This window comes from Candidatus Paceibacterota bacterium, from assembly GCA_030583765.1.
GTDB lineage: Bacteria > Patescibacteriota > Minisyncoccia > 2-02-FULL-40-12 > GWA2-44-9.
Genome location: CP129474.1, coordinates 369,194 through 392,659, shown reverse-complemented (window position 1 = coordinate 392,659; position 23,466 = coordinate 369,194). Strand labels below are relative to the sequence as shown.

Sequence of the window (23,466 nt, the reverse complement as noted above, 5' to 3'; positions counted from 1 at the left end):
CATGTCTATATTGAATTACTACTTTGCGGCGCCATACTTGGCAAAACGCCTAAAAGAGGATCCGAAGACTAGGGGCGCTTTTATCGCTGTATTTGGAACCCTTCCTCAAAACATAAAGGCTATCTTAGTAGCGCAGGAAACCGCTGAAAAACTTGTCGCATTCGGCGATCAATATAATCTTAAATATGATGTAGTCGAAGACATTGCCTTCGCGCTCCGCGAAGTAGCTACGCGCACCATCGCACTAGAAAAAGTTCCGTCGTTCCTTGTCGCGCGGGGGCTGCAAAATGATATTGCTATCGCCGCGGCAAAAGAAATCGAAAACATCTTAGGCACACCAACGGGTAGCGCTGAACAGGTAACAAACAATGTGGTCGATCTCCGGAACAAGAGTGGGGTATAATACATTATGGCCCGATTCCAAGTCCCACAATTTATTGAGACGGAGCCACGCCTCGTGGGGCCATTTACGCTTCGCCAATTTTTGTGGGTCGCCATGGGGGGCTCTATAGTTTTCATCGCCTTTGCGCTCCTTAACGGAATCGCCTTTATTGCCGTAGCGGCGCTTGCGGCATTTACCTCTCTCGCGTTCGCGTTCTTAAAAATAGAGGACATGCCGCTCATTAACTATGTTGCATACGCGCTCTCGTATGGGCTTAATCCTAAAAAGTATCTATACAAATAATGGCCGAACAGTCCACTAAAACAATTGTAAACGTCGCCGACATCCGAGACGGCATCATCGTCCTTGAAAACGGCTCGCTGCGCTCTGTGCTCGAAGTGAGTGCGGTAAACTTTGAACTCCGATCTCCAGACGAACAGGCGGCCATCCTCCAAGGATTTCAGGGGATCTTAAACTCTGTCGACTTCCCCATAGAAATCGTGATTAATTCACGTAAACTCTCTCTCGATGCCTATATAAAAGAGGTGGAGACTATGGTCGGGGAACAGCAAAACGAACTCTTGCGCATACAGGCAAGTGAATATGCAAAATTCGTGCAGGAGCTTTCTACGCTCTCCAACATCATGACGAAAAAGTTTTACATCGTCATTCCGCTCTATGTCCTCGAGCTCTCCGGGTCGCAGGGAGTGCTGTCGAATATAAAAAATGTTTTTCGTAGTGCAAAAACTGAGGCGCCAAAGTTTGATGACCAACAGTTTGCTACGTATAAAAACCAACTTGCGCAACGCGCAGAGCTTTTGATCAGTGGGCTTGTGAGTATCGGGGTGCGCGGACGAATACTCACTCAAGACGAGCTCCGCTCACTACTTGCGGAGTGGTACAATCCAAAAGAACGCGTCGAGCTACAAAAAAACGTATGACCACCGCACAAGAACAAAAAATCGCCGACAGCGTTGCCCCATCCGGCATACAAGTAACCCCCAACTACATTCAGGTGGGGGATCGGTTCGCAAGAACATTATTCCTTGGAACCTTCCCGCGCTACCTTCATACGAGCTGGCTTTCGCCGCTTATTAACCTTGATCGCACATTTGATATCGGTATTTATGTCGTACCCAAAGACACGGCAGCAGTTCTTAAAGAGCTCCGCAACCAACTCACGAGGCTCCAGTCACAGGTTATTGAAGACACGGCAAAAGGAAAGGTGCGCGATCCTGTGCTTGAAACAGCTATGGTGGACATCGAAGACCTTCGCGACCGCCTCCAACAAGGAACGGATAAGTTTTTTGAACTTGGCGTATACGTCACACTCTTTGAAAATAGCGTAAAGGAGCTCGATGAGGCAGAGAGTAAGGCGCGAAGCCTTTTGGAATACCAACTCATCACCACCAGGCAAGCAACGTTTCGAATGCTCGACGGCTTTCTCACCACACTACCGCTCCACGAAGACAAGATTGAAGCGCGCACACCCCTCAACACAGAGCCGCTCTCGTCGGTTTTTCCGTTCACGTCGTTCGACCTCACATCAAGCACGGGCATTCTCTACGGCATTAACACACACAACAACTCCCTCGTTTTGTTCGACCGCTTTAGCCTCCCCAATGCGAATGCGGTAGTCTTTGGAACATCAGGTGGGGGAAAGAGCTATACGGTAAAGCTCGAAATTTTGAGATCTCTCATGTTTGGATCGCAGGTCGTTGTTATTGACCCCGAAGACGAATATCGATTCCTTGCGGAAACGGTTGGTGGGACAAATGTCCGCATCTCCATTAACTCAGACCAACACATTAATCCGTTTGATCTTCCAGCCCTCCTCCCAGGAGAGTCGCCGGCTGACGTGTTTCACTCCCACATTCTCAATCTTGCAGGCCTCATGAAGCTTCTTTTGGGACAGCTTACCCCCCAAGAAGATTCGCTCTTAGACGAGGCGCTCATTCAGACATACGCAATCAGAGACATTTCTCCCGAAACAGACTTCTCACAAGCCCAAGCCCCCGTGCTCGGCGACCTTCAGCAGATTCTTGAGGGCATGACCGGCGCAGAGGCCATGGCAACACGTTTGAAGAAGTTTACCGAGGGGACGTTCGGCGGATTTTTAAATCGTCCCACGAACGTTTCTCTCAAGAGTCAGCTTGTCGTCTTTGGTATTAGAGACATGGAAGAAGAGCTCCGCCCAATCGCAATGTATCTCGTGCTCAACCACGTATGGACACAGGTGCGCCGAGAGCTTAAAAAGCGCATTCTTGTAGTGGACGAAGCGTGGTGGCTCATGAAATATCCCGTCGGGGCTGAGTTCTTGTTCAATATCGCAAAACGCGGCCGCAAATACTATGTCGGCCTCACCACCATCTCCCAAGATATTCCGGACTTTATGGCGAGCCCTCAAGGAAAAGCAATTGTGACCAACTCATCGATGCAAATCCTCATGAAACAATCGACGGCAGCAATCGAGGTCGTAAAAGAAACATTTAATCTCACCGATGCTGAAAAATACTACCTCCTTGAGGCCCGCGTCGGATTTGGCCTCTTCTTCTTGGGACAGAGCCACATCGGCATTCGAGTTGTCGCGTCATACGCAGAAGACCAGGTCATCACCTCCGATCCACGCCAACTGCTTGAAATTGAGAAGGCTAAAAAGGAGTGGGCCCAGCTGAACGCCTCATAGCCATGGAAGACTGGGAACGACAAGAGCTCGCCGAAGAAGCCCGCAGAGCGCAGGCGCTTGCACGGGCCGTTGCGCAAAAGAGGGCAGAGAGCGTCGTAGAAGAGGAGGGGGGCGAGGAGGAGAAAAAAATGGGAGTTGTGAGCTTTCTTTTTGGACTCACGTTTCTTGCAATCCCCGCTGATGCTGCAGAATTTTTTACCGGCGGAACATTGGGGTGGCTCGTGGGGCTCTGTGCAGACATCCTCCTTTATGTACTCTTTAGCGTCACTTCAGCATCGAAATCGCAGATGCGAAAGTTTCTTATATCGGCGGGAATTGAAAAGATTCCGACACTTCCTTCAGCCCTTCCAATCCGAAGCATTGTGCTTATCTGGATGTTCTTCTCCTCTCGCGATATAGTGAAGAAAACGGCAGCGAGGGCGGTGGAGGGGGCGAGTATCATTGCTCCAGTACTGAAAAGCCCAGTTGTAAAGAAAGCCTCGCAGCAAGCAGCGGGAATGGTCGGAATGACGCCGGAAACACCAAAGAAACCAGCTTCATGAATCAACGAAACCTTCTCTTGGCACTCATAGCGCTTTCTCTCTCCGCATCTGGCGGACTTGGTTGGTATATTATAAACACCCCAAACGAGACACCTGGTGTCGCTTTGACGCTCCAGCAGGGCGCCGCATACGTCCCCAGTAAAGAAGGGCCGACGCCGTCGCCCCAACAAAGCTCCGGCACCCTCGTCACAGAGCGCACCGTCTCGTTTATGACCGCTGGCCCCACAAGCACTTCGGTGTTGTTTGTAGATACTCCATCAGGTCGCGTTTATCGAATAGATACAGAAACAAGAGAAGAGGTTCCTCTTTCCTTGCGCATACCAGACCTTATTGATGTACGGTGGTCGCCACTCAAAACGAGCCTCATCGCAAGGGTTCGCACGCCCCAAGGCGAGCAGCTCAAGTTTGTTCGACTTGGCGAGCAGAAAACTTCAGTATTGCAAAAAGCAGTAGCGGCGGCGTTTTCTCCCGACGGCCTTTCCATAGCAACGCTGGAGCCTGGGGAGCCTGGTGGTATCTTTACCCAGAAGCTTGATGGGTCCGAGCGCGTTCAGTGGACACAAACGCGCGCCCTAGGTGGAGATCTTTTTTGGCCACAACAAAACACGTTGAGTCTTCTCGTAAAGAACCAGAGCTCGCAGACCGGTGACGTACTGTTAATATCTAGAAGCGGGGAGCTTGGTCGTGTTATAGCGCATCATAGATCACCCCAATTACTCTGGGCGCCGAATGGCGAAGCGCTCTTACACACCGCACAACAGGGAGGGGAAGCGTCCAATCTTTTTATTACTACACTCACTGGATCTTACGAGGTGGGGGTTGCAACCTCGCCACACCTATGTGCTTGGAGAAAAAACTCCGCCGGCATTCTTTGTGTGGTTAAAAGCGGCCAAGAAACACGTTTTGTGTCATACGCGCTTGGTACAGAAAAGGTTTCTACGATTCCCTCAGACACAGTAACGGCCATGGGAGTCCGGTCTATAGCGATCAACACGCTCGAGACGAGTGCGTTCGTGGTCCCAGCAAGCGGCGTTGGGATATATACAGTTCCTCTTAGCGGCCTGCAGTAACTCGAGCGTAGTGCTGCTCTCCAATAGAGAGAAGGGTTGAAATAGCCCAGTAGAGCGAGAGCCCGGCGGGCAAATTCCAACCGATAACAACAACGAGCGCGGGGAAAAGAATGAGAAACTGCTTTGATTGCAGTGGGTTGGGGGTCGCGGAGGGGGCTTGATAGCGCGCGCTAACCCAAAGCTGCGCAAATTGCGCAACCCCTGCGATAATGGCGAGTAAATGGTTCGGCGCCGTAAGCACTATGCCAACAAACGTGGTAACAAGCTGCTCTGGCTGAGGAGTGAACGCATATAGCAGAGAGGCATACGTACCGCTCAGCACGGAAAGAAATCCTTTATAAAGAGCGATAATGAGTGGGAATTGTATAAGCAGCGGAAGGCATCCTGAAAGTGGATTGACGTTGTGATCTTTATACAGCTGAAGAATTGCCGCGTTTTGCGCGGCTGGATCATTTGCGTGCTTGTCACGCAATGCCTTTGTTTTATCTGAGAGCTCTTGAAGCTTTTGCTGTGATCGTAGTGTTTTTATTGAGAGGGGCGCAAGAAAAAGCCTTACAACAACCGTCAGAATAATGATTGCTGCGCCGAGAGAGCCGCCTGAGACGCTACCAGTAATCCCAATAAGGATGTTAACTACTGGTTTATGAAGAAGGGTTTCGAACATCAGGATGTTTTTGTGTTATGCCAAGGATGACAAGAGGAAAGCTGAGGTAGTGCTGCCGCTATTCCGCGAGTAATTCCATGTGAATGAATCTCTTGAGCAAGGCGCTCGCTGCACGACGGAGAGAATCGGCACCCACTGACAACGGGAACAATCCGCGCAGACCAAAGGACGGGGGAGATGGCTTGATAGGCTCGGATAAAAAATAGTACAACGTGCCTCATAGCGACTTGACGAACAGTTCTCGAAGGTCACTTGCAACACTCTCGGAGTCACCAATCACCCGAACACAGAGCGACGAGTCTTGAAGTGGCGGCTTTGCAATACTTTGGACTATCTCTCTAATGACGCGCCGAAGTTTTGTGCGATCTACTGCTCGGGGAGCCACTTTGGCTGGGATAACAATAGCGAGCCGCCCCTGATTATCGTGTGCATACCAGCACTGCACCGAACCCCTTCTCACGCTTGGATTTGAGCGAAGAAAAAGGCGCACCGCGCGCTCAGAGCCAAAGCGAGTTATTCGCCGGGGCATATTAAACCGAGAGGCGCGAGCGACCCTTTGCTCGGCGGCGCGCAAGAACTTTGCGCCCCGAGGCGCTTTGCATACGAGAAAGAAAGCCGTGTTTACGCTTCCGTTTTGTCTTTTTAGGACGAAACAATGTTGATTTCATGTGTTCATAGAATATCACAGCTGCTGATATTGGGTCAAACGGGACAAAACAACGGATAAAATCGTCCGTCAATATTTACAGCGATTCTCCACCTGTTATAAACAAGTTATCAACTTTGTATCGTGTTGTGATTTTTGGAGGGCGCGGTAGGGTTGAGCACGGTCTGGTTTGAGCCCATCTCCATGCAAATGACGAACGAGCAACTTTGGAAAGCCGTCCTCGCTGAAATGGAGTTGTCTCTTTCTCGCGCACACTTTACAACTTGGTTTAAAAACACCCTAATAGTTTCGCGTGATCAGAATGGTGTTTTTGTAAGCGTTCCAAATGGCTTTGTGCGCGAGTGGCTTGAAAACAAGTTTCATAAGCAAATTATTCAACTTATTCGAAAGCATGCCCCGGAAGTTCGTGACGTTCGCTACATTATCGGGCAGCCAAAGCAAGATATTACAAAGCAAGATATTTCTAAGATTATTTTAGAGAAGGAGATTGAGGAAAATAGCGCCCAAATTAGCTCGGATATCGACAAAACAACCCATCTCAATAGAAAGTATTCCTTTGAGTCCTTTATTGTCGGGTCCAATAATGAGCTTGCATTCGCGGCCGCCCAGGCAGTAGCAAAAAATCCTGGCAAACTTTATAACCCCCTGTTCTTATACGGCGGTGTTGGGCTTGGAAAAACACACCTCGTGCAGTCGGTGGGAAACAAACTTCTTACAGAAAATCCCCAGCGACGCGTCTTATATATTTCCGCGGAAAAACTCACCGCAACTATTCTAGAAAGTATTCGCCTAAGAACGATAGAGGATATAAAAAATACGTATGCCCGCCTCGATTTGCTCATTATCGACGATATTCAGTTTATAGCTGGAAAAGACAAAACACAGGAAATTGTATTCTCTATATTCAATGAGCTTCACGTAAGAAATAAGCAGGTAATTCTCACGTCAGACCGTCTTCCTAAAGCAATCCCGACCCTTGAAGAGCGCCTGAGCTCACGTTTCGAAGGGGGCATGATGGCTGATATTGGAATGCCCGATTTTGAAACACGTCTCGCGATTTTACGCTCCAAGTGCACAGAAAAGGGTTACGCAGCAGATGATGAGGTTCTTGTCTACATCGCCACACATATTCAAAAAAATGTTCGCGAGCTTGAGGGGGCTCTTAATAGAGTTCTTGCGTTCGCTCAAATATATAACAAGCTCCCAGACGTAAAAGAGGTAAAAAACATTCTCACGGCATATCTCAGCGTTCCTTATAGAAAAACGTCGCCTCAGTCGATCTTAAAATCCGTCGCTGATTTTTACAGCATCTCTCAAAACGACCTCTTGAAGCGGAGTAGAAAGAAAGAGGTTGTAAAACCACGACAGATTGCTATGTTCCTTCTCCGCGAAGAGGTGAAGCTTTCGTTCCCGGAAATTGGAGCGAAGCTCGGCGGAAGAGACCATTCAACTGTTATTCATGCTTGCGAGAAAATAAAGAAGGAGGAATCAGAAGACGAGTCTGTAAAACAAGAACTCACCCTTATTCGAGAACGTGTCTATAACGATTCACTTTTAAAGTCGTGAGTATCTTGTTGATATCCCTGTGTTTAGCGGAGTGATTACTTCAGTGTATCTGAGTAGAATACAAAAGATATCCATGACTCGCCCCGCACATTCCCCACACTACCACCGACATTTACACATTCTATCAACACGAGTCGTATGAAAAATAATCAAGGAAATATGAGAGGGGTAGGGTGTTATTCACAGAATTATACACGGACAACCTCTCCTATAATAATGATAATAGTTTGTATATATACTATAGTAACTACTACGCTATGAAAGCACACTTTTCCAGAGACCACTTTTTAAGAGCTCTCTCCTATGTTGAGAGAACAACCGCTAAGGCAGGGGCGCTTCCTATTCTCTCATATGTCCTCATTCGAGCTCGTCCGGGAAAGATTGAATGTGTTGGCACAAATCTTGAGGTGGGCATTACCGCAACCCTTGGTGCGCGAGTCGATGAAGAGGGGAGTGTAGCAGTGTCGGGGAAAGTCATTCATGAGTTTCTTCACAGTATCCACGACGACGTTTTAGAGCTTTCTGTAAAAGATCAAAAGATTATTATAAAGGGAAAGAGCGCTCGAACAACGCTCCTCGGCGTTGATGCAAAAGATTTTCCTATCATTCCAAATATTACTGAAGGAAAAGTGTCTGTCTTGCATTCTGGAGATTTACAAAAACTACTTCAAGTCACCCACGATACCATGGCTCTTTCTGATGCGCGCCCAGAACTTTCCGGCGCATATATGAGATTTACAGGGAAAGAGTGTATTGTTGCCGCAACGGATAGCTTCCGTCTTGTAGAAAAGAGAATTCCGGCGCAGACAAACCGAGAAACGAGCGTCATTATTCCTCGGTCAGCTATATTAGAAGTTTCTCGTATCGCCGGAGATCTTGAGGGTGATGTGGCAATTTATATACATGAGCATCAAGTCGCATTTGTTCACGATTCGTGCGTATGTGTGACGCGTGTTATTGATGGAGTATACCCAGACTATGCGCGGGTTATACCAGATCGTCCACAGAGTAAATTGTTGGTGCAAAAAGGAGACTTTGAGCAATCAATTCGCTTAGGAGGACTGTTTTCTTCTCGTATTTCAGACATTCTTATTCGCGCTGAAAAAGACGAATGTATTATTCAAGCAAAGAACACAGAGAGGGGAGAGGTGGAGACGAAGATACCAGCTACAATACAGGGGGATGGGTTTTTAATTTCTGCAAACTTTCGGTACGTACTTGATGGGATAAAAGTTATTGATACCGATGCGCTTGTATTGGAATTCACAAGCCCCACAAGCCCCATTATTCTAAAACCGACCCAAGAACAGGGCGGGACGCAGTATATTATTATGCCACTGAGAACTTAGGAGTTATGGTACGATCAATTCAGTATATTCTCTCGAAAAAACTAAACACGTACGCGCGCCACATGAAAGATGAGGCTGCTATCGAGAGTCTTCTTGGGGAGATTTATAGACAAGAAAGCCCAATGCTTGAAAGGAGAGTTCGGTGCTCGCTGGATTCTCAGGCGAAGCACATTATCCTCACGGTTCCACAGAGTGTCTATGCTCAAGAGTTAGCGCTTCTTGTTCCAAAAATTCAATATGAGCTTGAGCGAGCGACCTTTTCAGAATACCGAATCTCTATACGAGTCTCACAAGACGCTCGGTGAAGGCGGATACATGAGCTGTACCGCTCTTTCCCAGTTAGAGAATTGATCGTCCGCTTCCGGATTTGTGGGCGTTGGACCGAGAGGATTATTCTTCTGAACGTAGTAGAGAATAGAATGCGCCTCAGGGGTCCCTGTAGAGGTGTTAAACGACTGCCAGAGGCCGTTGAGCATCATTTTCTCTGAGGACATTGGATCGGGAGGAATAAAGGTCTCTGCGGGCTTACCAGAGAGAGCTGAGCGCATAAACTCATTCCACAAAGGAGCTGAGACGCCAACACCCGTTCCTGTTCGATTCATTGGAGTGTTGTTATTGTTGCCGGCCCACGCACCAACAACGAGGGATGGAGTATAGCCAACGATCCATGCGTCGCGATTCTCCTGTGTCGTTCCTGTTTTTGCAGCAACCTGTCTCCCGCTAATAACAAGGGGGCTTGATGCTCCAAAAACGGGTGCTCGCGCAGCGTTATCAGAGAGAATATCAGAGATCATGCGCGCCGTTTGTGGATCGAGCGCCCGCGCTGCTTGCACCACGCGTTCTTCGAGCGCAGATCCGTCAGCGCGCTCGATTTTATTAATAAGAGCCCAAGGCGCCCTCAGACCGTCGTTTGCAAACACGCCATATGCTGAAACGAGATCGATAAGACGAACCTCTGCGCCACCAAGTACTAGGGCGAGTCCAAAGCGGGAGCGATCCTGAAGAGTGGTGATGCCCATACGCTCTGCAAGAGAAATGGTTTCTTGAATCCCCGCGAGGTAAAGCGTTTTCACAGACGTAGTGTTAAGAGACTGCGCGAGCGACTGGCGTAGAGAAACCGGACCGCGATAGCGCCCATCATAGTTTTGTGGATGGTAGCAGTCGTTTCCGCGAGAGTCTTTTCGCTGGGTTGCCTCTGCGCTGCAAAGGGGGTTGAATTCCGTCTTTACATCAAAGAGAATTGTCCCATCGGGGTAGCCTTTTTGGACCGCCGCAGCGTACGCGAACGGCTTGAAGGCAGAGCCCGGCTGACGGAGAGCGGTTGCCACATTAAAGTTTCCTTCTCGTTCTACGTCAAAATAGTTTCTTGAACCGACAAGCGCTAAGACATCTCCTGTTTTTGGATCGATGGCGACAAGGGCTGCGTTTGTTGCCCCATGCTTTTTTTCATTTGCTTCGCCGTGCTTGGCAACCAACTCCTCGGCTGTTTTTTGGAGAGTGGCATCAAGGGAAGTGATGATTTTTAGACCGCCACTTTGTGCTGTTTCCTCTCCATATTTCTGGAGTACATATTCTCGAGCCATAATAACGAAGTGGGGAGCTGAAATAGTTGCTCCCTTTGGAGCGAAGGTGAGCTTTTCTGCTTGTGCGCTCGCATACTCTTGATCTGTTAAAAAGGAAAGCTCATACATGCGCCGGAGAATATACGCTTGGCGAGCATACAGTTCGTCCGTGCGAGAGCCGTAGGGCGAGAGCCGCGACGGGGACTGAGGCAGGGCAGCTAATAGCGCCGCTTCCGCTGTGGTAAGGTCGCTTGCCGGCTTTTTAAAAAACGTCTGGCTCGCAGCCTCGATTCCGTAAGCATTTGATCCGTACGGGATTTGGTTTAGATACATCTCAAGGATTTGGTCTTTTGTAAACTGGCGCTCAATTTCAAGCGCAAGCATGGCTTCCCGAACCTTGCGAGAGAATGTTTTTTGATCTCCGAGGAGAGCCTTTTTGATAAGCTGCTGAGTGATCGTCGATCCACCCTGAGAGAGCCGCCCTTCTTTGAGGTTTTCGATAAATGCGCGGAGAATGCCTTTTACATCAATGCCGCGATGGTTATAGAAGTTTGCGTCTTCAGTTGCGACCGTTGCATCACGAACGTTTTGTGGAATCTTGTCCCACGGAATGATTGTGCGGCGCTCCTCCTTGTAAATGTCGTACAAGAGAACGGTTCCGGTGCGATCGTAAATTTTCGTTGACTGATCAACTCGTCGGTCGATAATTGTCTGAGGATCGGGAAGTGTCGCCTGAATGTAGATAAAAAAAAGAAGCCCGGCAATAATGCCAAGAGTTATAATCCAAACAAAGAGCCAAAGAATTTGGTTAAGTGCGTGCCGCACGGCGGGAGAAAGCATTGAGAAACTATACAATAAAAAGAGCTAGCACACAAGAAACGCGCGTATGGTACAATGGGGTATTGTTATGACAAATATCGAAGCTCTTTTTGAGCGCTACGTACACACGGTAATTCCTTCGAAAGAAGAGGCGATCCGACGCATTTCCTCGTCCTCTCACCCTCTTACGGTGTATTTGGGCATTGATCCTACGGGACCCGATATCCATCTCGGGCACTCGACAAATCTTCTTTGGTTGCGGGAGTGGATCGCGGCGGGACAGAAAGCAGTTCTTCTTATAGGGGATTTTACTGCACAAATAGGAGATCCGACAGGTAAGGACGCCGCTCGAGCCGCCCTGACGCGTGCCCAAGTAGAACAAAACATGGGTTCATATTTGGACCAGGTGCACAAAATACTTACCCCAGGTTCGTTTCAGGTTGCTTATAACAGCGACTGGCTGGGTCCGATGACATTTACCGACGTCATTCAACTTGCGAGCCATGTGACGGTGCAACAGATGATCGTTCGAGACATGTTTCAGCGACGCATTGAGGCGGGCAACCCCATTCACCTGCACGAATTTTTCTACCCCCTCATGCAAGGGTATGACTCCGTGGCGCTCGATACCGACGCAGAAGTCGGGGGGAATGATCAATTCTTTAATATGATGATGGGCCGGGAGCTCCTCCAAGCACTGAAACACAAAGACAAGCTTGTGATCACGACAAAACTACTTGAAGATCCGGTGACGGGCAAGAAGATTATGAACAAGAGCGAGGGGCGATATGTTTCACTCCGAGATTCTGCCTCTGATATGTTTGGGAAGATTATGGCAATGCCAGATACTACCATCATCCCGCTCTTTACCTATGCAACCGCGGCACCGATTGAGCGCGTTCATGATGCTGAGAAGCGCCTGAAGACAGAGAATCCTAAAAACATAAAACAAGAAGTTGCGAAAGAAATCGTAACGCTCTATCACGGGGAAGATGCTGCGCGAAACGCGCAAGAATCTTTTGAGAGCGTTTTTGCGAGAGGGGAGCTCCCGAGCGACATGCAGGAGGCTGTGGCCGGCCCTGAGCAAGTGTTGCCCGAAGCTCTCGTTATATGGGGTCTTGCTGAATCAAAGGCAGCAGCGAAGCGCCTCATTGAGCAGGGAGCGGTACGTCTGAATGGAGAAAAAATAACCGACTGGGCCGCGCGGTTGGATCTAAAAAGCGGAGATGTTGTTCAAGTGGGCCGTGAGTTTCGAAAAATAAAGTAAACATAAACCCCCAGCAATGCTGGGGGTTTATGTTTAGGCAAGCAGCTCTTCCTCTTCGTCCTCATCTTCTTCCTCGTCGAGATCCTCATCATCAAGATCGTCTTCGTCGTCTTCCTCTTCGTCCTCATCTTCTTCCTCGTCGAGATCCTCATCATCAAGATCGTCTTCGTCGTCGCCAAGTTCAAAGGATTCTTCTCCCTCTTCAAGGCGTGCAACGGCGTGGAGCCACAACTCTTCAAACGCGTACATCATGGAGCGCAACGGAGCGACGTGTATGGGTGCGTGGGCCCCCATACCAACGCAGCGTTACGAATCAGTGTGTCGATATTGTAGTGCTTCTAAATTCTATGTCAACGATATTCTGGGCGATACGCACTTGCGCCACAAATCGCAACGGCGAGAGCGTCTGTTGTGTCGTCGTAAGCGATCTTGTCGGTGATGCGGAGGAGGAGTTTTACCATGTGTGTAACCTGGTGCTTGTCAGCCTTTCCGTGGGAGGCGACGGCCTGTTTTACTTGTGACGGAGTAAACTCCAGGAGTGTTAGGCCGCGCCGCGCAACGCATAAGGAGACAACACCTCGAGCTTCGCTAACGCTTAGTGCGGTCGTTTTGTTCTGTGCAAAAAAGAGTCGTTCCATAGCGACTGCATGTGGGCGGTGCTTTTTTATGAGCGCTTCGACATCTTTTTCAAGCGCCACGAGGCGATCCCCATGAGACGACGCGGTATATTCTAAGGTGTTAAATGCGAGAGGGGAAAGCCTTTGCCCCTCAAGCTCTATAACGCCAAAACCGATTCGGTGAGTGCCGGGATCAATGCCCAAAATCCTAACGAGAGATGGCCTACGAGCTGCGTGGCTCAATGTGGGTTTTTCCATCAGGTGTTATGATGCGGCCCTTTGGTGTCCGCGCGAGGAACCCGATACGCATAAGATATGGTTCGTATACTTCCTCAAGCGTCGACTCTTCCTCTGCAAGCGTGGCCGCTATCGACTTGAGTCCTACGGGGCCGCCTTGAAACTGGCGATGAATTACCTTGAGGATATTGCGATCTGTTTCTTCAAGCCCGCGTTCGTCAATGTGGAGCATTGCGAGCGCGCTTCGTGCGACATCGGTAGAAACGACCGAATGTCCATGCACCTGGGCGAAATCACGAACTCGCTTGAGAAGGCGGTTTGCAACGCGTGGCGTGAAGCGCGATGCGACGCTTAATGCTTCCCGAGCGCCAGGATCTAGGGGTATCTGAAGAAGCTTCGCAGAGCGATCAATAATATGAGCGATATCCGCTTCAGTATAGAAGTCGAGGCGATAGTGTGCGCCAAACCGAGAGCGAAACGGCGCCGAGAGGGCGGATATTTTTGTTGTAGCCGCGACAAGCGTAAAGCGTGGCAGGTCTATTTGAAGGGTCTTTGCCGCATTCCCTTTGCCGATAACGATGTCGAGCTTAAAGTTTTCCATTGCGGGATAGATAACTTCTTCAACGGAAGAGTTGAGGCGGTGGACTTCGTCAATAAAAAGCACATCGCCATCGGAGAGCCCTGTAAGAATCGCCCCTACGTCGCCGGCTTTTTCGAGCGCAGTACCTGAGGTGATCTTTAGCTGGGCTCCGAGCTCATATGCAATAAGGTAGGCGAGCGTTGTTTTACCAAGTCCGGATGGACCATGGAGGAGGATGTGTTCTGCCGGGTCGCCACGCTGCTTCGCGGCGCCCAAAAGGACCCGTAGATTCTCTTTTATATTCTCTTGTCCTACATACTCTGAGAAGAGCTTTGGGCGCAGGGCAAGATCAAGAGAGCGGTCGTCTTGGGTGGGGGTTGGGGCGATTGGGGACGTCTTGACATCCATATCTTATAGAGTATAATTAACGCACGGTTCCCGCAAAGGTTCGGGATTTTTATTTTCGTATCAGAACCGCTGAAATCTGTAGGCAATTGGGCTCCCGTGGCTTTCCACACTCCAGCTCAATCTGGGATACTCTCTTAGCTCGGACAGCTTGGTCCCGACTGGGCTGCTCCTCGGAATTATCCTGCCCCACATCCTCTTAGGAAGTGGACTTGCCTACAGGTTTCAGCGGTTCTTTATTTTATGAAAGGACGCGACGCACCTCCGCTATGGATGTTGTTTGGTTTAACACTTTCAAACATCCATCTTGTGTCATGCTCACCATGCCCTCAGTGCGCGCAAGCTCTCGCACGTCGGAGACAGTCGGAGCTTGGGCGATCTTCTGCTCAAGCGCGGAAGACATGGGAATGATTTCATACGCCCCCGTACGACCCCGATACCCGATCCCTCCACACTCTTGGCACGTGCTTTTTTCTGGGGGCTTTGCGATAAGGAGTGAGTCGTCGAGCGGGGGGAGGGCGAACCTCTCGCGAACTGCCTCAAGGTGCCCTTGAAGGAAGGAGAGCTCGTCGGGCGTTGCTTTCTCGACTACTCTGCAGGCGGGACACAGCACGCGTACGAGACGCTGTCCGATGGCAAGAGAAAGCGCGGACCCAATAATCCCGGGGGAGACGCCGAGCTCTAAGAGGCGCGGGATCGTCCCCGCTGCGTCGTTTGTGTGTAGCGAGGCGAGTACAAGGTGGCCCGTAAGCGCCGCATTCATTGCTATGTCTGCCGTTTCATTGTCGCGCACTTCTCCGACGAGAATAATGTCGGGGTCTTGGCGCACAATCGACCTCAGCCCCGAAGCAAACGTATAGCCCCGCGGAGCGTCTACTTGTGTCTGGGAAACTCCAGAGAGGTGGTACTCGATCGGGTCTTCGATGGTAATTATTTTTGTGTCTGGGGTGTTGAGTTTTCGGATAGATGCATAGAGTGTTGTCGTTTTTCCGGATCCAGTCGGGCCCGTGGTGAGAATGCACCCGTTTGGTCGCTCGAGCGCTTTCGTGAGTGTTTCGAGTAGGTCAGGACGCATGCCAAGGGTGTCGATGTCCCCGGAAATTGTCCGAGGATCAAGGAGGCGAAGCACCAGCGTTTCGCCATATTCACTGGGGAGGAGCGAGACGCGCACTTCAATAGGGGTGTCGCCCTGAATGATCGTAAAACGACCATCTTGAGGAGTGGTATGAACGTTGAGCTTGAGGCGAGAGAGAACCTTAACTCGATCTACTACTTTTTGATAATCTGACGAGCCAAGCGTGGTTGCATCGTGGAGATATCCGTCAATGCGGAATCGGAGACGGACGCTCTTAGCCTGCGGCTCCATGTGGACGTCTGAGGCGTGGAGAGCGAGTCCAGCCGCGAGCACTAATTCGACTGCTTGAGTGGTGGCTTTTCCATGGAGGGCGCCAGCAACGTCGGCAAGAGAAGAAATTTGCTCCAACGCCTTTTCTAAGGTTTCTTTTTCTACGGCAACTGAGCCGGCTGTGAAAGATTGGGCGGAGACGATGTCTCGATAGCGCTCCATAGCCTGGTCAATGGCATGTTGCGTGGTTACGAGCATGCGCAGTGTGTGGCCCTGCTTTTCCAGGCTTTCCTTTAATGCAGCAACGCGCGGAGATGTCGGATCGGTAGTTGCGCAGATGAGCGTCATTCCTTCGCGGTGGAGGACAATAAACCCCGCTTCTCGGGCGACGTCCTCTGGGATAAGGGCCAGTGCTTCAGAATCAATGGGGACCCCTGTGAGTGTGGAAAATGGAAGCTGTGCTTGGTCTGCTCGCTTGCGCGCCGACTCTTCTGCCGTTTTTGCAGCGATCGCTTCAAGCTTTTTTTCAAGCTCTTCAGGAGAGTGGGGTAGTGGTGCTCGAGATGCCATCATGCCTGAGGCAACCTTACCCGAGCGTGGGGTGTTGTAAAGGCGCGGACGGTGGATAATGGTCAGCCTTCTGTGGCGTGAAAATAGATTTATTGACGGAGGCATTTTATCGTGATAGAATCACTCCCAATGTTCGCTCGATAGTGCTTTTGGTCCGCAGTTTTGCGGGCCAATTCGTTATCAGCGGCACTGATCTATGATTGACATGAAGCAATTTTTGTCAGCGGTACACCAAATCGCTGATGAAAAAGGAATCACTGAAGCAAGTGTTATTGAAACCATTGAGGCCGCAATCGCTGCGGCGTATAAGCGTGACTACGGTAAAAAGGGGCAAATCATTCGCGCCGTCCTTGATCGTGAAACTGGCGGCATCTCTGTGACGCAGACACACATTGTTGTGGAGGGCGTCGATGACGAAGGATATATTACGGGGACTATTCCAGAAGCTCTTCTTCACGACCGTCTTGATGCCGTCGACGCTCAAGAGCGTCGCGCTCAGCGTGCCGCCGGGGTTGTTGATGAGGCGACTACTACAACCGAAGACGGTGTTGTCCGAGTAAAATTTAATCCAGAAAAACACATTCTTCTCTCTGAAGCGCGAGAAAAGCGCGCCGACGTGCAGGTTGGCGAGGAGATTGTGGAGCGCCTTGAACCAAAGAGTGACTTTGGGCGCATCGCCGCCCAAACGGCAAAGCAGGTTGTGATTCAGCGCCTGCGCGAAGCAGAGCGCGACGCGGTATTTTCGGAATTCAAAGGCAAGGAGGGCCAATTGGTGAGCGGCGTGGTTCAGCGCCGTGAGGGGCCGCTTGTACTTGTCGACATTGGACGCACAACCGCCGTCTTGCCGCCTATGGAGCACATGGCTACTGAGCACTACCGCATCGGCCAGCGCTATCGCTTCATCATCGTTAGGGTTGAAGAAAGCGCGCGTGGTCCAGTGATTGTTCTGTCTCGCGCGCACCCACAGCTCGTTGCGGAATTGTTCCGCGTTGAAGTGCCTGAGATTGAGGGCGGATCTGTTGAGATAAAAGGCATTGCTCGCGAGGCGGGATCTCGTTCAAAGATTGCCGTCGCGTCGCACGAAGAGGGGGTTGACCCGATCGGCTCGCTTGTGGGCCAGAAAGGTGTGCGCGTACAGACGGTTATTCATGACCTTGGCGGAGAAAAAATCGACATTATTTTGTGGGACGCTGACGAGGCAAAATTTATTGCAAACGCGCTTTCGCCAGCAAAAGTTATGAGCGTCGAGCTCGGTACTGGTGAGGAGCGTACCGCGCTGGTGCACGTTGCTGAAGATCAGTTTTCTCTTGCAATTGGTCGCCGTGGCCAAAACGTGCGACTTGCGGCGAAGCTTACGGGGTATCGCATCGATGTTCGCTCTCCAAACGAGACAATGACCGCTCAAGAGGCAATGGCTGAGGGGGGCGAAACGCCCGGAGCGGGCGTGTCCGAGACGCCAGCGCAGGACGCGCCAACACAACCAGAATCAAACTAAATTCATGGAATACACCAAGACAAAAGATGTCGACTTTGTGCGGACCTATGAGGTGACGCTCTCAACAGAAGACGTCGCTCAGCATGTAAAAATGGTGCGCGATGAGCATCGTGCGCATGCAGCTCAGGACGGATTTCGTCCTGGCATGGCACCCGTCGATTCACTTGATGCGCGCACACTTGAGGCTATCCGCGAGGCTGGCGCTGAGCGTGCCGTGCGTGCGTCGCTCGACGAGCTGGCTCAGAAGGAGGGCATGCGGATTGCGTCTGTCCGTTCGATTGAGGTGCAGAAAAAGACCGACGAAGGGGTGAGTTTCTCGGTTGAGGTTGGCACCTATCCGCCATATACGCTTCCAGCCCTCGATTCAATCCAGGTTACTGAGAAGGCTGTCTCTGTGAGTGATGCGGATGTTGCACGCGCCATTGAGCAGCTGCGTCGCTCGCGGGCCACGTTTACTCCCAAAAAAGACGACCCAGCGGCGCTGGGCGATCGTGTGGTTGTAGATTTTTCAGTGCGCCACGCTGAAAAGATCATCGAAGGTGGAGAGCAGAAAGCATACCCGCTTATTTTAGGGAGCAATACAATGATTCCCGGATTTGAAGAAAAGCTTGTTGGCGCACGAGCGGGGGAGGAGCGCGCATTCTCTTTGGCCGTACCGGCTGATTTTGGTAACGATGCTATCGCGGGCAAAGAGCTCTCTATTCACGCAACCGTTAAAGAGGTTGACTCTGTAATGATGCCGGAACTTTCGGATGAATTCGCTGCGTCGCTCGGTAATTTTCCCAGCGCTTCAGCTCTTGAGGGCCGTGTGCGCGAAGGGCTTTTACAAGAAGCGAAAGAAAAAGAGCGGCAGCGAGTTCGTCTCGCCATTCTTGATGGCATCATGAACGCCTCTTCAGTCCCAGCTCCCGCATTTCTTGTTGATGAGCAGCTCGACAGCATGATCGCTGGATTTGACCAAGACCTCCATGAGCGTGGCTTGGAGTTGAGTATGTATCTCGCACAACTAAAGCAGACGCAAGACGATCTTCGCGCGCAGTGGCGTCCAGCGGCAATGCGTCAAGCGCAAATCGCACTCGTATTACAGGCCGTGGCGGAGCAGCACGGAGTTCGTCTTGAGGAGCAAGAAGTGCAGGAGGCGCTTACAAGGGCAGTTCAAGAAGCGCTCGCGAGGGGCTTTGCAAAAGATGCGAGCGCCATCGATCTTGTCTCGCTTCGGGCCCGCATCGCTCCTTCTCTCCTCCGCGAGCGCACGTTTGCTTTTCTCGAAGAGCGCTGTGTAGAGCGCGCATAGACGTGCGCGGGTATGAACTGTATACTGCAGATATGCCGTTTTCTGCATCTCCAACACTCATTCTGCGCATAAGCCTTGCGATCGTGTTTGTGTGGTTTGGGGTGCACAAAATTCTCGAACCACAATACTGGGTCGATGCATGGCTTCCTCAATGGCTCATTGTTTTTGTAGAGCGTCTTTCGATCAGTGCGGCTGATTTTATCCGACTGCAAGGTGTTGGTGAAACTCTCCTTGGTATTGGCCTAGCGTCCGGCCTCCTCGTCCGGTGGTGTGCCGCCATCGGCGCCGCTCTCTTGGCGGGCATTCTCATCGTGTATGGATTTAATGAGGTGACCGTTCGAGATATTGGCCTTTTGGGGGCGTGCCTTGCGTTGGCGCTTTGGCCGCCACGACGCCCGTGGGCACTTTAGTATGCGAATGATTTATGCCGACTACGCAGCCGCCGCACCGACTTTTCAGTCGGTGCGTGTGTGCATGGGCGAGGCGCTTGAGCTTTCTGGTAATCCATCCGCGCCCCATGTCTTTGGTCGTAGTTTACGCAAAGCTATTGAGGGCGTGCGGAGGAGGGTCGCCCAATTTGCTCACGCTCGTCCAGAGCACGTCATCTTTACGTCGTCGGGGAGCGAATCGAACGCGCTTGCACTCCGCGGAGCGGTTGCGTGGAAGCCGGGGGACGTTCTTATTACGAGCGCTATTGAGCACGCTTCTCTGGCGGCTACGGCGACAGAGCTCTCTGCTCTTGGAGTTGAGGTCAGGACGCTCTCGGTTAATGCAGGGGGGAGGATCTCACTTTCTGAGTTAGAGTCGCTTTTTAATGCGCGCGTGCGCATGGTTAGTGTGATGCACGCAAATAATGAAACAGGGGTTATCCAGCCAATTGAAGATATGTGTCGAATTGTCGCAGAGCGTGCGCAGACTCTTGGTATTCGCAGGCCGCTAGTGCACACAGACGCATGTCAGTCGGCTCCGTGGAACATGTTGGCTCGCACAAGCGTTTGCGACCTCGTTTCCTTCAATGCCGCAAAAGTCCACGGACCACTTGGTGTCGGGGTGTTGGTCGCCCGAACCACGATCCCAAGTCCTCTTATTCACGGTGGCGGACAAGAGTGGGGAGTGCGAGGTGGAAGTGAGAATGTGAGCGGAGTTGCTGGCCTCGGCGCTGCTTTAGAGGAGCTTGGGCACGATGACGTGCGTGGTGATGCGATAGCCTTGCTGCGTGATGCAGTGTGGACACAGGTCCACGACGCAGATCCATCTATTATACGAGTAGGGCAAGAACCCTTTTTGCCGGGGCACCTATGCCTTATTGCCCCTGGGGCGCCAGGCGAAGATACTATGCTCGCCATGGAAGACCGTGGCGTATGCGTTGGAGTTGGCGCCGCATGTCAGTCGGGAAAGGGAACCCAGTCCCACGTGCTTGCCGCTATGGGTATTCACCCTAATCTTGTCACGAGTGCCGTGCGCATTACTATAGGAAGGGGCATTGCGCAGGAAGATGCTCCACGCATTGCCGAGGCCTATCTTGCGAGCATCGCAGAGGTGCGCTCGCGTTATCAATCTGTGTCCGTTAGTTCTGTTGCGTATTAAAAAGAAGCGGCCATCTCTCGGGGAGATGGCCGCCGTGCTCGGTTATCGGTAGGGGGCGAAAGCCTCCTGCGCGAGCACGTGGAGGAACCTGTAGTTTGGCTCTTTGTTGTAGCGATTACGCAGAGCGGCCCCAATCTCTGGGACGGCGACGGCATTTTTGAGATTGAGCCCGAATCGAGCGCACTCGCCAAGGCGGGCTCCCCTAAGGATACTCCACCAGCCCGGCCTACCAATAGTGATGTGCACGCCGGGTCCTTCAAGCGTAGCCCACCCCACGGGGTCGCCGACCTGCCCAAACTCGTAAACGAATTCAGTCAGGCACCCCTCGTACCCGACGGTCAGTTTCCATCCGTCTTTTTCCGCGATGGTTTTTCTCGGAAAGGCATCACGTCCCGTGATTGCGGACACAGGCCACCTCCTTAAGATTTCCAACGAGACATATAGTAATATATATAGCGGCGACTGTCAAATAAAAAGAGTGTCCCTTGTTTTACAAAATCCTGCACCCTTCTTGAGTCTATGTGTCCGCCCGGTAGGATTCGAACCTACGACCGTTTGCTTAAGAGGCAACTGCTCTACCAACTGAGCTACGGGCGGAATATTTACCTGTGTCCCCAGAGGGAATCGACCTCGCCTCTCGTCCTGACCGACCGTCAGGACTCGGGCTGGTCACCGCCTCACCAGTTCAACTTTCTAGTTGAACGTGGCTCCGGCGTTCTCTCCCTCGCGCAAGATGTCTTCACATCTTGCTTGGCGCCACAGCTTCACTGTGTCCCCAGAGGGAATCGAACCCCCATCAACAGCTTCGAAGGCTGCTGCTTTATCCGTTAAGCTATGGGGACGTGCCCTGTGCAAGACGGGGCAACTATACCAAAGATCGGACTTCTGTTCAATACAATAACAGCGCCCAGGGGCGCTGTTATTGTATGTGCGGAGGCTAGAGTGACACAACCTCAATCACCGTTGTTTTGCGACCGAATTTTAGTGCGTCAGAGCGTTCTGGCATCCATACGTCCACATTGTGCCAATAGCGCTTGTTCATGCGGTCCTCAACGACGAAGATCTTGTTTCCAAAGAGATCAGGGATCTTCACGCGAGTGCCGAATGGCAAGAAGTTTGCCGCAATAATACCGTCGCGTACAAACGTTCCGCGGGCGGTAATGAACGGCGAATCGTCGGTCTGGTCTGGTGTAGAGGAATATGCGCTAACACTCACAACGTATTCACGAGTTGCGCTTGCGGCGCGGATCGTGCTAGTCGTCTCCGGCGAACTCAGTGTTGCCGCAGAGTTTTCTGTGATGCGCACGCTGTCAGTGGCAGCAAGAGAAGGGATGTTCAATGAGCCAACACCAACCACCAATGCGGTAGGCGCGGTTTCAATAGTTTCAGTCCGCTTTACGAGGCCGCTGACCCAATCAAGGATGCCAGCCGATGCGTACTCCGTCATTCCAAAGAACAGAACGAAGGCTACCATCATCGAACGAAGCAAGCTTTTCATAGTGTGTGCAACCAGAAGGAGGAGAGCAAAATAAAACATGGCTGGATGCCATGAGTTATCATTCACTATCCGTACTCTGATTGTACGTACATGATAGCATATCCATACTGAAAAGTCAACCCCTCCAAAGTAATGAAAAACGGCCATTTAAAGCCGTTTTTCTGCGCTATTTCCTTCACGTTCCCTGCGTGAGCGGGTAGGGGGAATCGAACCCCCGGCTCGACCTTGGCAAGGTCGCGTATTACCACTATACGATACCCGCGAGAGTTATGGCATTCTAGCGTGCTTTTAGGTGTGAATCAAGTGTTTTAGAGGGGCGCAGGCTCTTGTACGAGGCGTTCTAAGATGCGCAAAACCTTCTCTTTCCATTCGGCGCCATATATCACGACGGTGCACGCTCCAAGCGAACGGCGCTGGGCGGCAATGTTCCCGCGGACGAGCACGCCTTCTCGGACGCGTTCTAGTGGAATCCCTGTATGTGTGGCCCACATGCGCCGTTGAGCTAACGCTGCGGTCCCTGGGTACACAAGGGGAATGGCGATAATAGATTGCTCTGGAACTCGAAGGCACTCGCTCATAAATCTGATAAATGTACGGAGCACTCCAGGGTCGGTGCTTGTAATGCGCGCGGCTCGAGTATTGGGGCTCTTGTCGCCATGGGCCCAATATATGCCCGCTCCAATCATAAACAAAGGGGAGCGCGCGTGTGCGCGAAAGAGCGTATCCGCATTCGCGCGCCATGATGCCCGGCGAGCCTTTGCCGCTTCCTTTTTTGCAGAGGCCAGCGCCGCTCCCCGAGGAGATGCAAACGACGATTTCTCAATAAGCGCTTCTCGCACTACTGTTGACCAGATTTCATCCTTAAACCATCGACTGAGGGTGCTTCTCGATACGCCAAGCGCGCGTGAAATGTGCCGGTAGCTTTTGCCGGCTCTTCTCATTTCTTCCGCCTTTTTTCGGTCACTTCTCATGGTTTGTGGATGAATTATGAAACCACCGTTCCGTATGTATGATTATAGTATGTCGTGGTTCCGTTATGAACAGAGAAAATGTGGATTACTGCCACTTTTTGTGGATATCGTTTTTTATTGCACTAGAGCAAGCGGGTTGCAAATGGGCATATTCATGGTAGGATTGCTGTGCAATTGCCGCGGTAGCTCAGTGGTAGAGCGCATCCCTGAAGAGGATGGCGTCGGGGGTTCAATTCCCTCCCGCGGCACCAGTTAAAAAGCGACCTACAAGGTCGCTTTTTGCCGTTTAAAAT

The 23,466-nt window shown here is 51.3% G+C and carries 25 protein-coding genes and 4 tRNA genes; 15 read left to right on the top strand and 14 right to left on the bottom strand.

The features are described 5' to 3' along the window. The first annotated feature begins 1 nt into the window (after nt 1). Genes QY311_02120 through QY311_02095 form a run of 6 tightly spaced genes read left to right on the top strand, consistent with a single transcriptional unit; the run spans nt 2 to nt 4,680 of the window. On the top strand, nt 2-403 hold the full coding sequence (locus tag QY311_02120; GenBank protein WKZ26921.1) for a hypothetical protein: 402 nt from the start codon (nt 2-4) through the stop codon (nt 401-403). A 6-nt stretch (nt 404-409) separates the two neighbouring features. Continuing rightward, on the top strand, nt 410-685 hold the full coding sequence (locus QY311_02115) for a PrgI family protein (GenBank protein WKZ26920.1): 276 nt from the start codon (nt 410-412) through the stop codon (nt 683-685). Continuing rightward, nucleotides 685-1,323 carry a hypothetical protein gene (locus tag QY311_02110; GenBank protein ID WKZ26919.1) on the top strand — a complete coding sequence of 213 codons (639 nt, stop codon included), beginning with the start codon at nt 685-687 and terminating at the stop codon, nt 1,321-1,323. Before QY311_02115 ends, QY311_02110 begins: the two co-directional genes overlap by 1 nt. Further along, nucleotides 1,320-3,068 carry an ATP-binding protein gene (locus tag QY311_02105; GenBank protein ID WKZ26918.1) on the top strand — a complete coding sequence of 583 codons (1,749 nt, stop codon included), beginning with the start codon at nt 1,320-1,322 and terminating at the stop codon, nt 3,066-3,068. Before QY311_02110 ends, QY311_02105 begins: the two co-directional genes overlap by 4 nt. Nucleotides 3,069-3,070: 2 nt before the next feature. Next, nucleotides 3,071-3,610 carry a hypothetical protein gene (locus QY311_02100; protein WKZ26917.1) on the top strand — a complete coding sequence of 180 codons (540 nt, stop codon included), beginning with the start codon at nt 3,071-3,073 and terminating at the stop codon, nt 3,608-3,610. After that, nucleotides 3,607-4,680, top strand: a complete 1,074-nt coding sequence (locus QY311_02095) for a hypothetical protein (protein ID WKZ26916.1) — start codon at nt 3,607-3,609, stop codon at nt 4,678-4,680. Before QY311_02100 ends, QY311_02095 begins: the two co-directional genes overlap by 4 nt. Here QY311_02095 and QY311_02090 read toward each other — a convergent pair. The 3 genes from QY311_02090 to rpmH form a co-directional block, all read right to left on the bottom strand. After that, nucleotides 4,664-5,344, bottom strand: coding sequence for a YidC/Oxa1 family membrane protein insertase (locus QY311_02090; GenBank protein WKZ26915.1), 681 nt, complete (start codon nt 5,342-5,344; stop codon nt 4,664-4,666). The genes QY311_02095 and QY311_02090 overlap by 17 nt on opposite strands. Then, complete coding sequence (gene yidD, locus QY311_02085; GenBank protein ID WKZ26914.1) at nt 5,344-5,565, bottom strand: membrane protein insertion efficiency factor YidD; 222 nt, start codon at nt 5,563-5,565, stop codon at nt 5,344-5,346. Before yidD ends, QY311_02090 begins: the two co-directional genes overlap by 1 nt. Nucleotides 5,566-5,874: 309 nt before the next feature. Further along, entirely contained in the window at nt 5,875-6,012 is a 138-nt protein-coding gene (gene rpmH, locus QY311_02080; GenBank protein WKZ26913.1) for a 50S ribosomal protein L34, read from the bottom strand. A gap of 182 nt (nt 6,013-6,194) precedes the next feature. On the opposite strand from rpmH, the gene dnaA reads away from it, so the two are divergent. From dnaA to QY311_02065, 3 genes are all read left to right on the top strand, one after another. Then, nucleotides 6,195-7,577 carry a chromosomal replication initiator protein DnaA gene (gene dnaA, locus QY311_02075; GenBank protein ID WKZ26912.1) on the top strand — a complete coding sequence of 461 codons (1,383 nt, stop codon included), beginning with the start codon at nt 6,195-6,197 and terminating at the stop codon, nt 7,575-7,577. 257 nt (nt 7,578-7,834) lie between these two features. Then, nucleotides 7,835-8,926 carry a DNA polymerase III subunit beta gene (gene dnaN / locus QY311_02070; GenBank protein ID WKZ26911.1) on the top strand — a complete coding sequence of 364 codons (1,092 nt, stop codon included), beginning with the start codon at nt 7,835-7,837 and terminating at the stop codon, nt 8,924-8,926. 5 nt (nt 8,927-8,931) lie between these two features. After that, on the top strand, nt 8,932-9,231 hold the full coding sequence (locus QY311_02065; protein WKZ26910.1) for a hypothetical protein: 300 nt from the start codon (nt 8,932-8,934) through the stop codon (nt 9,229-9,231). Here QY311_02065 and QY311_02060 read toward each other — a convergent pair. Continuing rightward, entirely contained in the window at nt 9,214-11,328 is a 2,115-nt protein-coding gene (locus tag QY311_02060; GenBank protein WKZ26909.1) for a PBP1A family penicillin-binding protein, read from the bottom strand. The genes QY311_02065 and QY311_02060 overlap by 18 nt on opposite strands. A gap of 67 nt (nt 11,329-11,395) precedes the next feature. Between QY311_02060 and tyrS the strand changes: the two genes are divergently transcribed. Further along, on the top strand, nt 11,396-12,574 hold the full coding sequence (gene tyrS, locus QY311_02055; protein ID WKZ26908.1) for a tyrosine--tRNA ligase: 1,179 nt from the start codon (nt 11,396-11,398) through the stop codon (nt 12,572-12,574). Nucleotides 12,575-12,607: 33 nt separating this feature from the next. Here the strand turns inward: tyrS and QY311_02050 are convergent, their stop codons facing one another. From QY311_02050 to QY311_02035, 4 genes are all read right to left on the bottom strand, one after another. After that, nucleotides 12,608-12,826: a hypothetical protein gene (locus QY311_02050; GenBank protein ID WKZ26907.1), complete on the bottom strand. Its 219-nt coding sequence runs from the start codon at nt 12,824-12,826 to the stop codon at nt 12,608-12,610. A 98-nt stretch (nt 12,827-12,924) separates the two neighbouring features. Beyond that, nucleotides 12,925-13,449: a crossover junction endodeoxyribonuclease RuvC gene (gene ruvC / locus QY311_02045; GenBank protein WKZ26906.1), complete on the bottom strand. Its 525-nt coding sequence runs from the start codon at nt 13,447-13,449 to the stop codon at nt 12,925-12,927. Continuing rightward, nucleotides 13,415-14,416: a Holliday junction branch migration DNA helicase RuvB gene (ruvB, locus tag QY311_02040; protein ID WKZ26905.1), complete on the bottom strand. Its 1,002-nt coding sequence runs from the start codon at nt 14,414-14,416 to the stop codon at nt 13,415-13,417. Before ruvB ends, ruvC begins: the two co-directional genes overlap by 35 nt. Nucleotides 14,417-14,654: 238 nt before the next feature. Then, a complete protein-coding gene (locus QY311_02035) occupies nt 14,655-16,433 on the bottom strand; it encodes a GspE/PulE family protein (GenBank protein ID WKZ26904.1) in 1,779 nt (592 codons plus the stop codon). Nucleotides 16,434-16,524: 91 nt separating this feature from the next. Here QY311_02035 and nusA point away from each other — a divergent pair, with 91 nt between their 5' ends. The 4 genes from nusA to QY311_02015 are packed head-to-tail and all read left to right on the top strand — an operon-like array spanning nt 16,525 to nt 20,704. Then, nucleotides 16,525-17,823: a transcription termination factor NusA gene (gene nusA / locus QY311_02030; GenBank protein ID WKZ26903.1), complete on the top strand. Its 1,299-nt coding sequence runs from the start codon at nt 16,525-16,527 to the stop codon at nt 17,821-17,823. 4 nt (nt 17,824-17,827) lie between these two features. Further along, nucleotides 17,828-19,117, top strand: coding sequence for a trigger factor (tig, locus tag QY311_02025; GenBank protein ID WKZ26902.1), 1,290 nt, complete (start codon nt 17,828-17,830; stop codon nt 19,115-19,117). Between the two features lie 32 nt (nt 19,118-19,149). Continuing rightward, a complete protein-coding gene (locus QY311_02020) occupies nt 19,150-19,527 on the top strand; it encodes a DoxX family membrane protein (GenBank protein WKZ26901.1) in 378 nt (125 codons plus the stop codon). A gap of 1 nt (nt 19,528) precedes the next feature. Next, entirely contained in the window at nt 19,529-20,704 is a 1,176-nt protein-coding gene (locus QY311_02015) for a cysteine desulfurase family protein (GenBank protein ID WKZ26900.1), read from the top strand. Between the two features lie 42 nt (nt 20,705-20,746). On the opposite strand, the gene QY311_02010 is transcribed toward QY311_02015, so the two are convergent. The 6 genes from QY311_02010 to QY311_01985 all read right to left on the bottom strand — a co-directional run bounded on the left by QY311_02010 (nt 20,747) and on the right by QY311_01985 (nt 23,041). Continuing rightward, nucleotides 20,747-21,112, bottom strand: a complete 366-nt coding sequence (locus QY311_02010) for a hypothetical protein (GenBank protein ID WKZ26899.1) — start codon at nt 21,110-21,112, stop codon at nt 20,747-20,749. A 116-nt stretch (nt 21,113-21,228) separates the two neighbouring features. Beyond that, nucleotides 21,229-21,301, bottom strand: a tRNA-Lys gene (locus tag QY311_02005). A gap of 173 nt (nt 21,302-21,474) precedes the next feature. Next, nucleotides 21,475-21,546 (bottom strand) — tRNA-Arg (locus tag QY311_02000). 95 nt (nt 21,547-21,641) lie between these two features. Then, entirely contained in the window at nt 21,642-22,202 is a 561-nt protein-coding gene (locus QY311_01995; GenBank protein WKZ26898.1) for a hypothetical protein, read from the bottom strand. Nucleotides 22,203-22,393: 191 nt separating this feature from the next. Next, nucleotides 22,394-22,464: transfer RNA gene (locus QY311_01990), tRNA-Gly, on the bottom strand. 46 nt (nt 22,465-22,510) lie between these two features. Beyond that, nucleotides 22,511-23,041 (bottom strand): hypothetical protein, encoded by a 531-nt coding sequence (locus QY311_01985; GenBank protein WKZ26897.1) that lies wholly within the window; start codon nt 23,039-23,041, stop codon nt 22,511-22,513. 308 nt (nt 23,042-23,349) lie between these two features. Between QY311_01985 and QY311_01980 the strand changes: the two genes are divergently transcribed. Further along, nucleotides 23,350-23,424: transfer RNA gene (locus tag QY311_01980), tRNA-Phe, on the top strand. Nucleotides 23,425-23,466 lie beyond the last annotated feature (42 nt).

Coding starts and splice junctions, on each gene's coding strand:
- QY311_02110 (WKZ26919.1), top strand. CDS start 685: ATGGCCGAACAGTCCACTAAAACAATTGTAAACGTCGCCGACATCCGA.
- QY311_02115 (WKZ26920.1), top strand. CDS start 410: ATGGCCCGATTCCAAGTCCCACAATTTATTGAGACGGAGCCACGCCTC.
- dnaA (WKZ26912.1), top strand. CDS start 6,195: ATGCAAATGACGAACGAGCAACTTTGGAAAGCCGTCCTCGCTGAAATG.
- QY311_02015 (WKZ26900.1), top strand. CDS start 19,529: ATGCGAATGATTTATGCCGACTACGCAGCCGCCGCACCGACTTTTCAG.
- QY311_02035 (WKZ26904.1), bottom strand. CDS start 16,433: ATGCCTCCGTCAATAAATCTATTTTCACGCCACAGAAGGCTGACCATT.
- ruvB (WKZ26905.1), bottom strand. CDS start 14,416: ATGGATGTCAAGACGTCCCCAATCGCCCCAACCCCCACCCAAGACGAC.
- QY311_02065 (WKZ26910.1), top strand. CDS start 8,932: ATGGTACGATCAATTCAGTATATTCTCTCGAAAAAACTAAACACGTAC.
- nusA (WKZ26903.1), top strand. CDS start 16,525: ATGATTGACATGAAGCAATTTTTGTCAGCGGTACACCAAATCGCTGAT.
- QY311_02020 (WKZ26901.1), top strand. CDS start 19,150: ATGCCGTTTTCTGCATCTCCAACACTCATTCTGCGCATAAGCCTTGCG.
- yidD (WKZ26914.1), bottom strand. CDS start 5,565: ATGAGGCACGTTGTACTATTTTTTATCCGAGCCTATCAAGCCATCTCC.
- QY311_02060 (WKZ26909.1), bottom strand. CDS start 11,328: ATGCTTTCTCCCGCCGTGCGGCACGCACTTAACCAAATTCTTTGGCTC.
- rpmH (WKZ26913.1), bottom strand. CDS start 6,012: ATGAAATCAACATTGTTTCGTCCTAAAAAGACAAAACGGAAGCGTAAA.
- QY311_02100 (WKZ26917.1), top strand. CDS start 3,071: ATGGAAGACTGGGAACGACAAGAGCTCGCCGAAGAAGCCCGCAGAGCG.
- QY311_02120 (WKZ26921.1), top strand. CDS start 2: ATGTCTATATTGAATTACTACTTTGCGGCGCCATACTTGGCAAAACGC.
- tig (WKZ26902.1), top strand. CDS start 17,828: ATGGAATACACCAAGACAAAAGATGTCGACTTTGTGCGGACCTATGAG.
- QY311_02105 (WKZ26918.1), top strand. CDS start 1,320: ATGACCACCGCACAAGAACAAAAAATCGCCGACAGCGTTGCCCCATCC.
- dnaN (WKZ26911.1), top strand. CDS start 7,835: ATGAAAGCACACTTTTCCAGAGACCACTTTTTAAGAGCTCTCTCCTAT.
- tyrS (WKZ26908.1), top strand. CDS start 11,396: ATGACAAATATCGAAGCTCTTTTTGAGCGCTACGTACACACGGTAATT.
- QY311_02095 (WKZ26916.1), top strand. CDS start 3,607: ATGAATCAACGAAACCTTCTCTTGGCACTCATAGCGCTTTCTCTCTCC.
- QY311_02090 (WKZ26915.1), bottom strand. CDS start 5,344: ATGTTCGAAACCCTTCTTCATAAACCAGTAGTTAACATCCTTATTGGG.
- ruvC (WKZ26906.1), bottom strand. CDS start 13,449: ATGGAAAAACCCACATTGAGCCACGCAGCTCGTAGGCCATCTCTCGTT.
- QY311_01995 (WKZ26898.1), bottom strand. CDS start 22,202: ATGAAAAGCTTGCTTCGTTCGATGATGGTAGCCTTCGTTCTGTTCTTT.
- QY311_02050 (WKZ26907.1), bottom strand. CDS start 12,826: ATGATGTACGCGTTTGAAGAGTTGTGGCTCCACGCCGTTGCACGCCTT.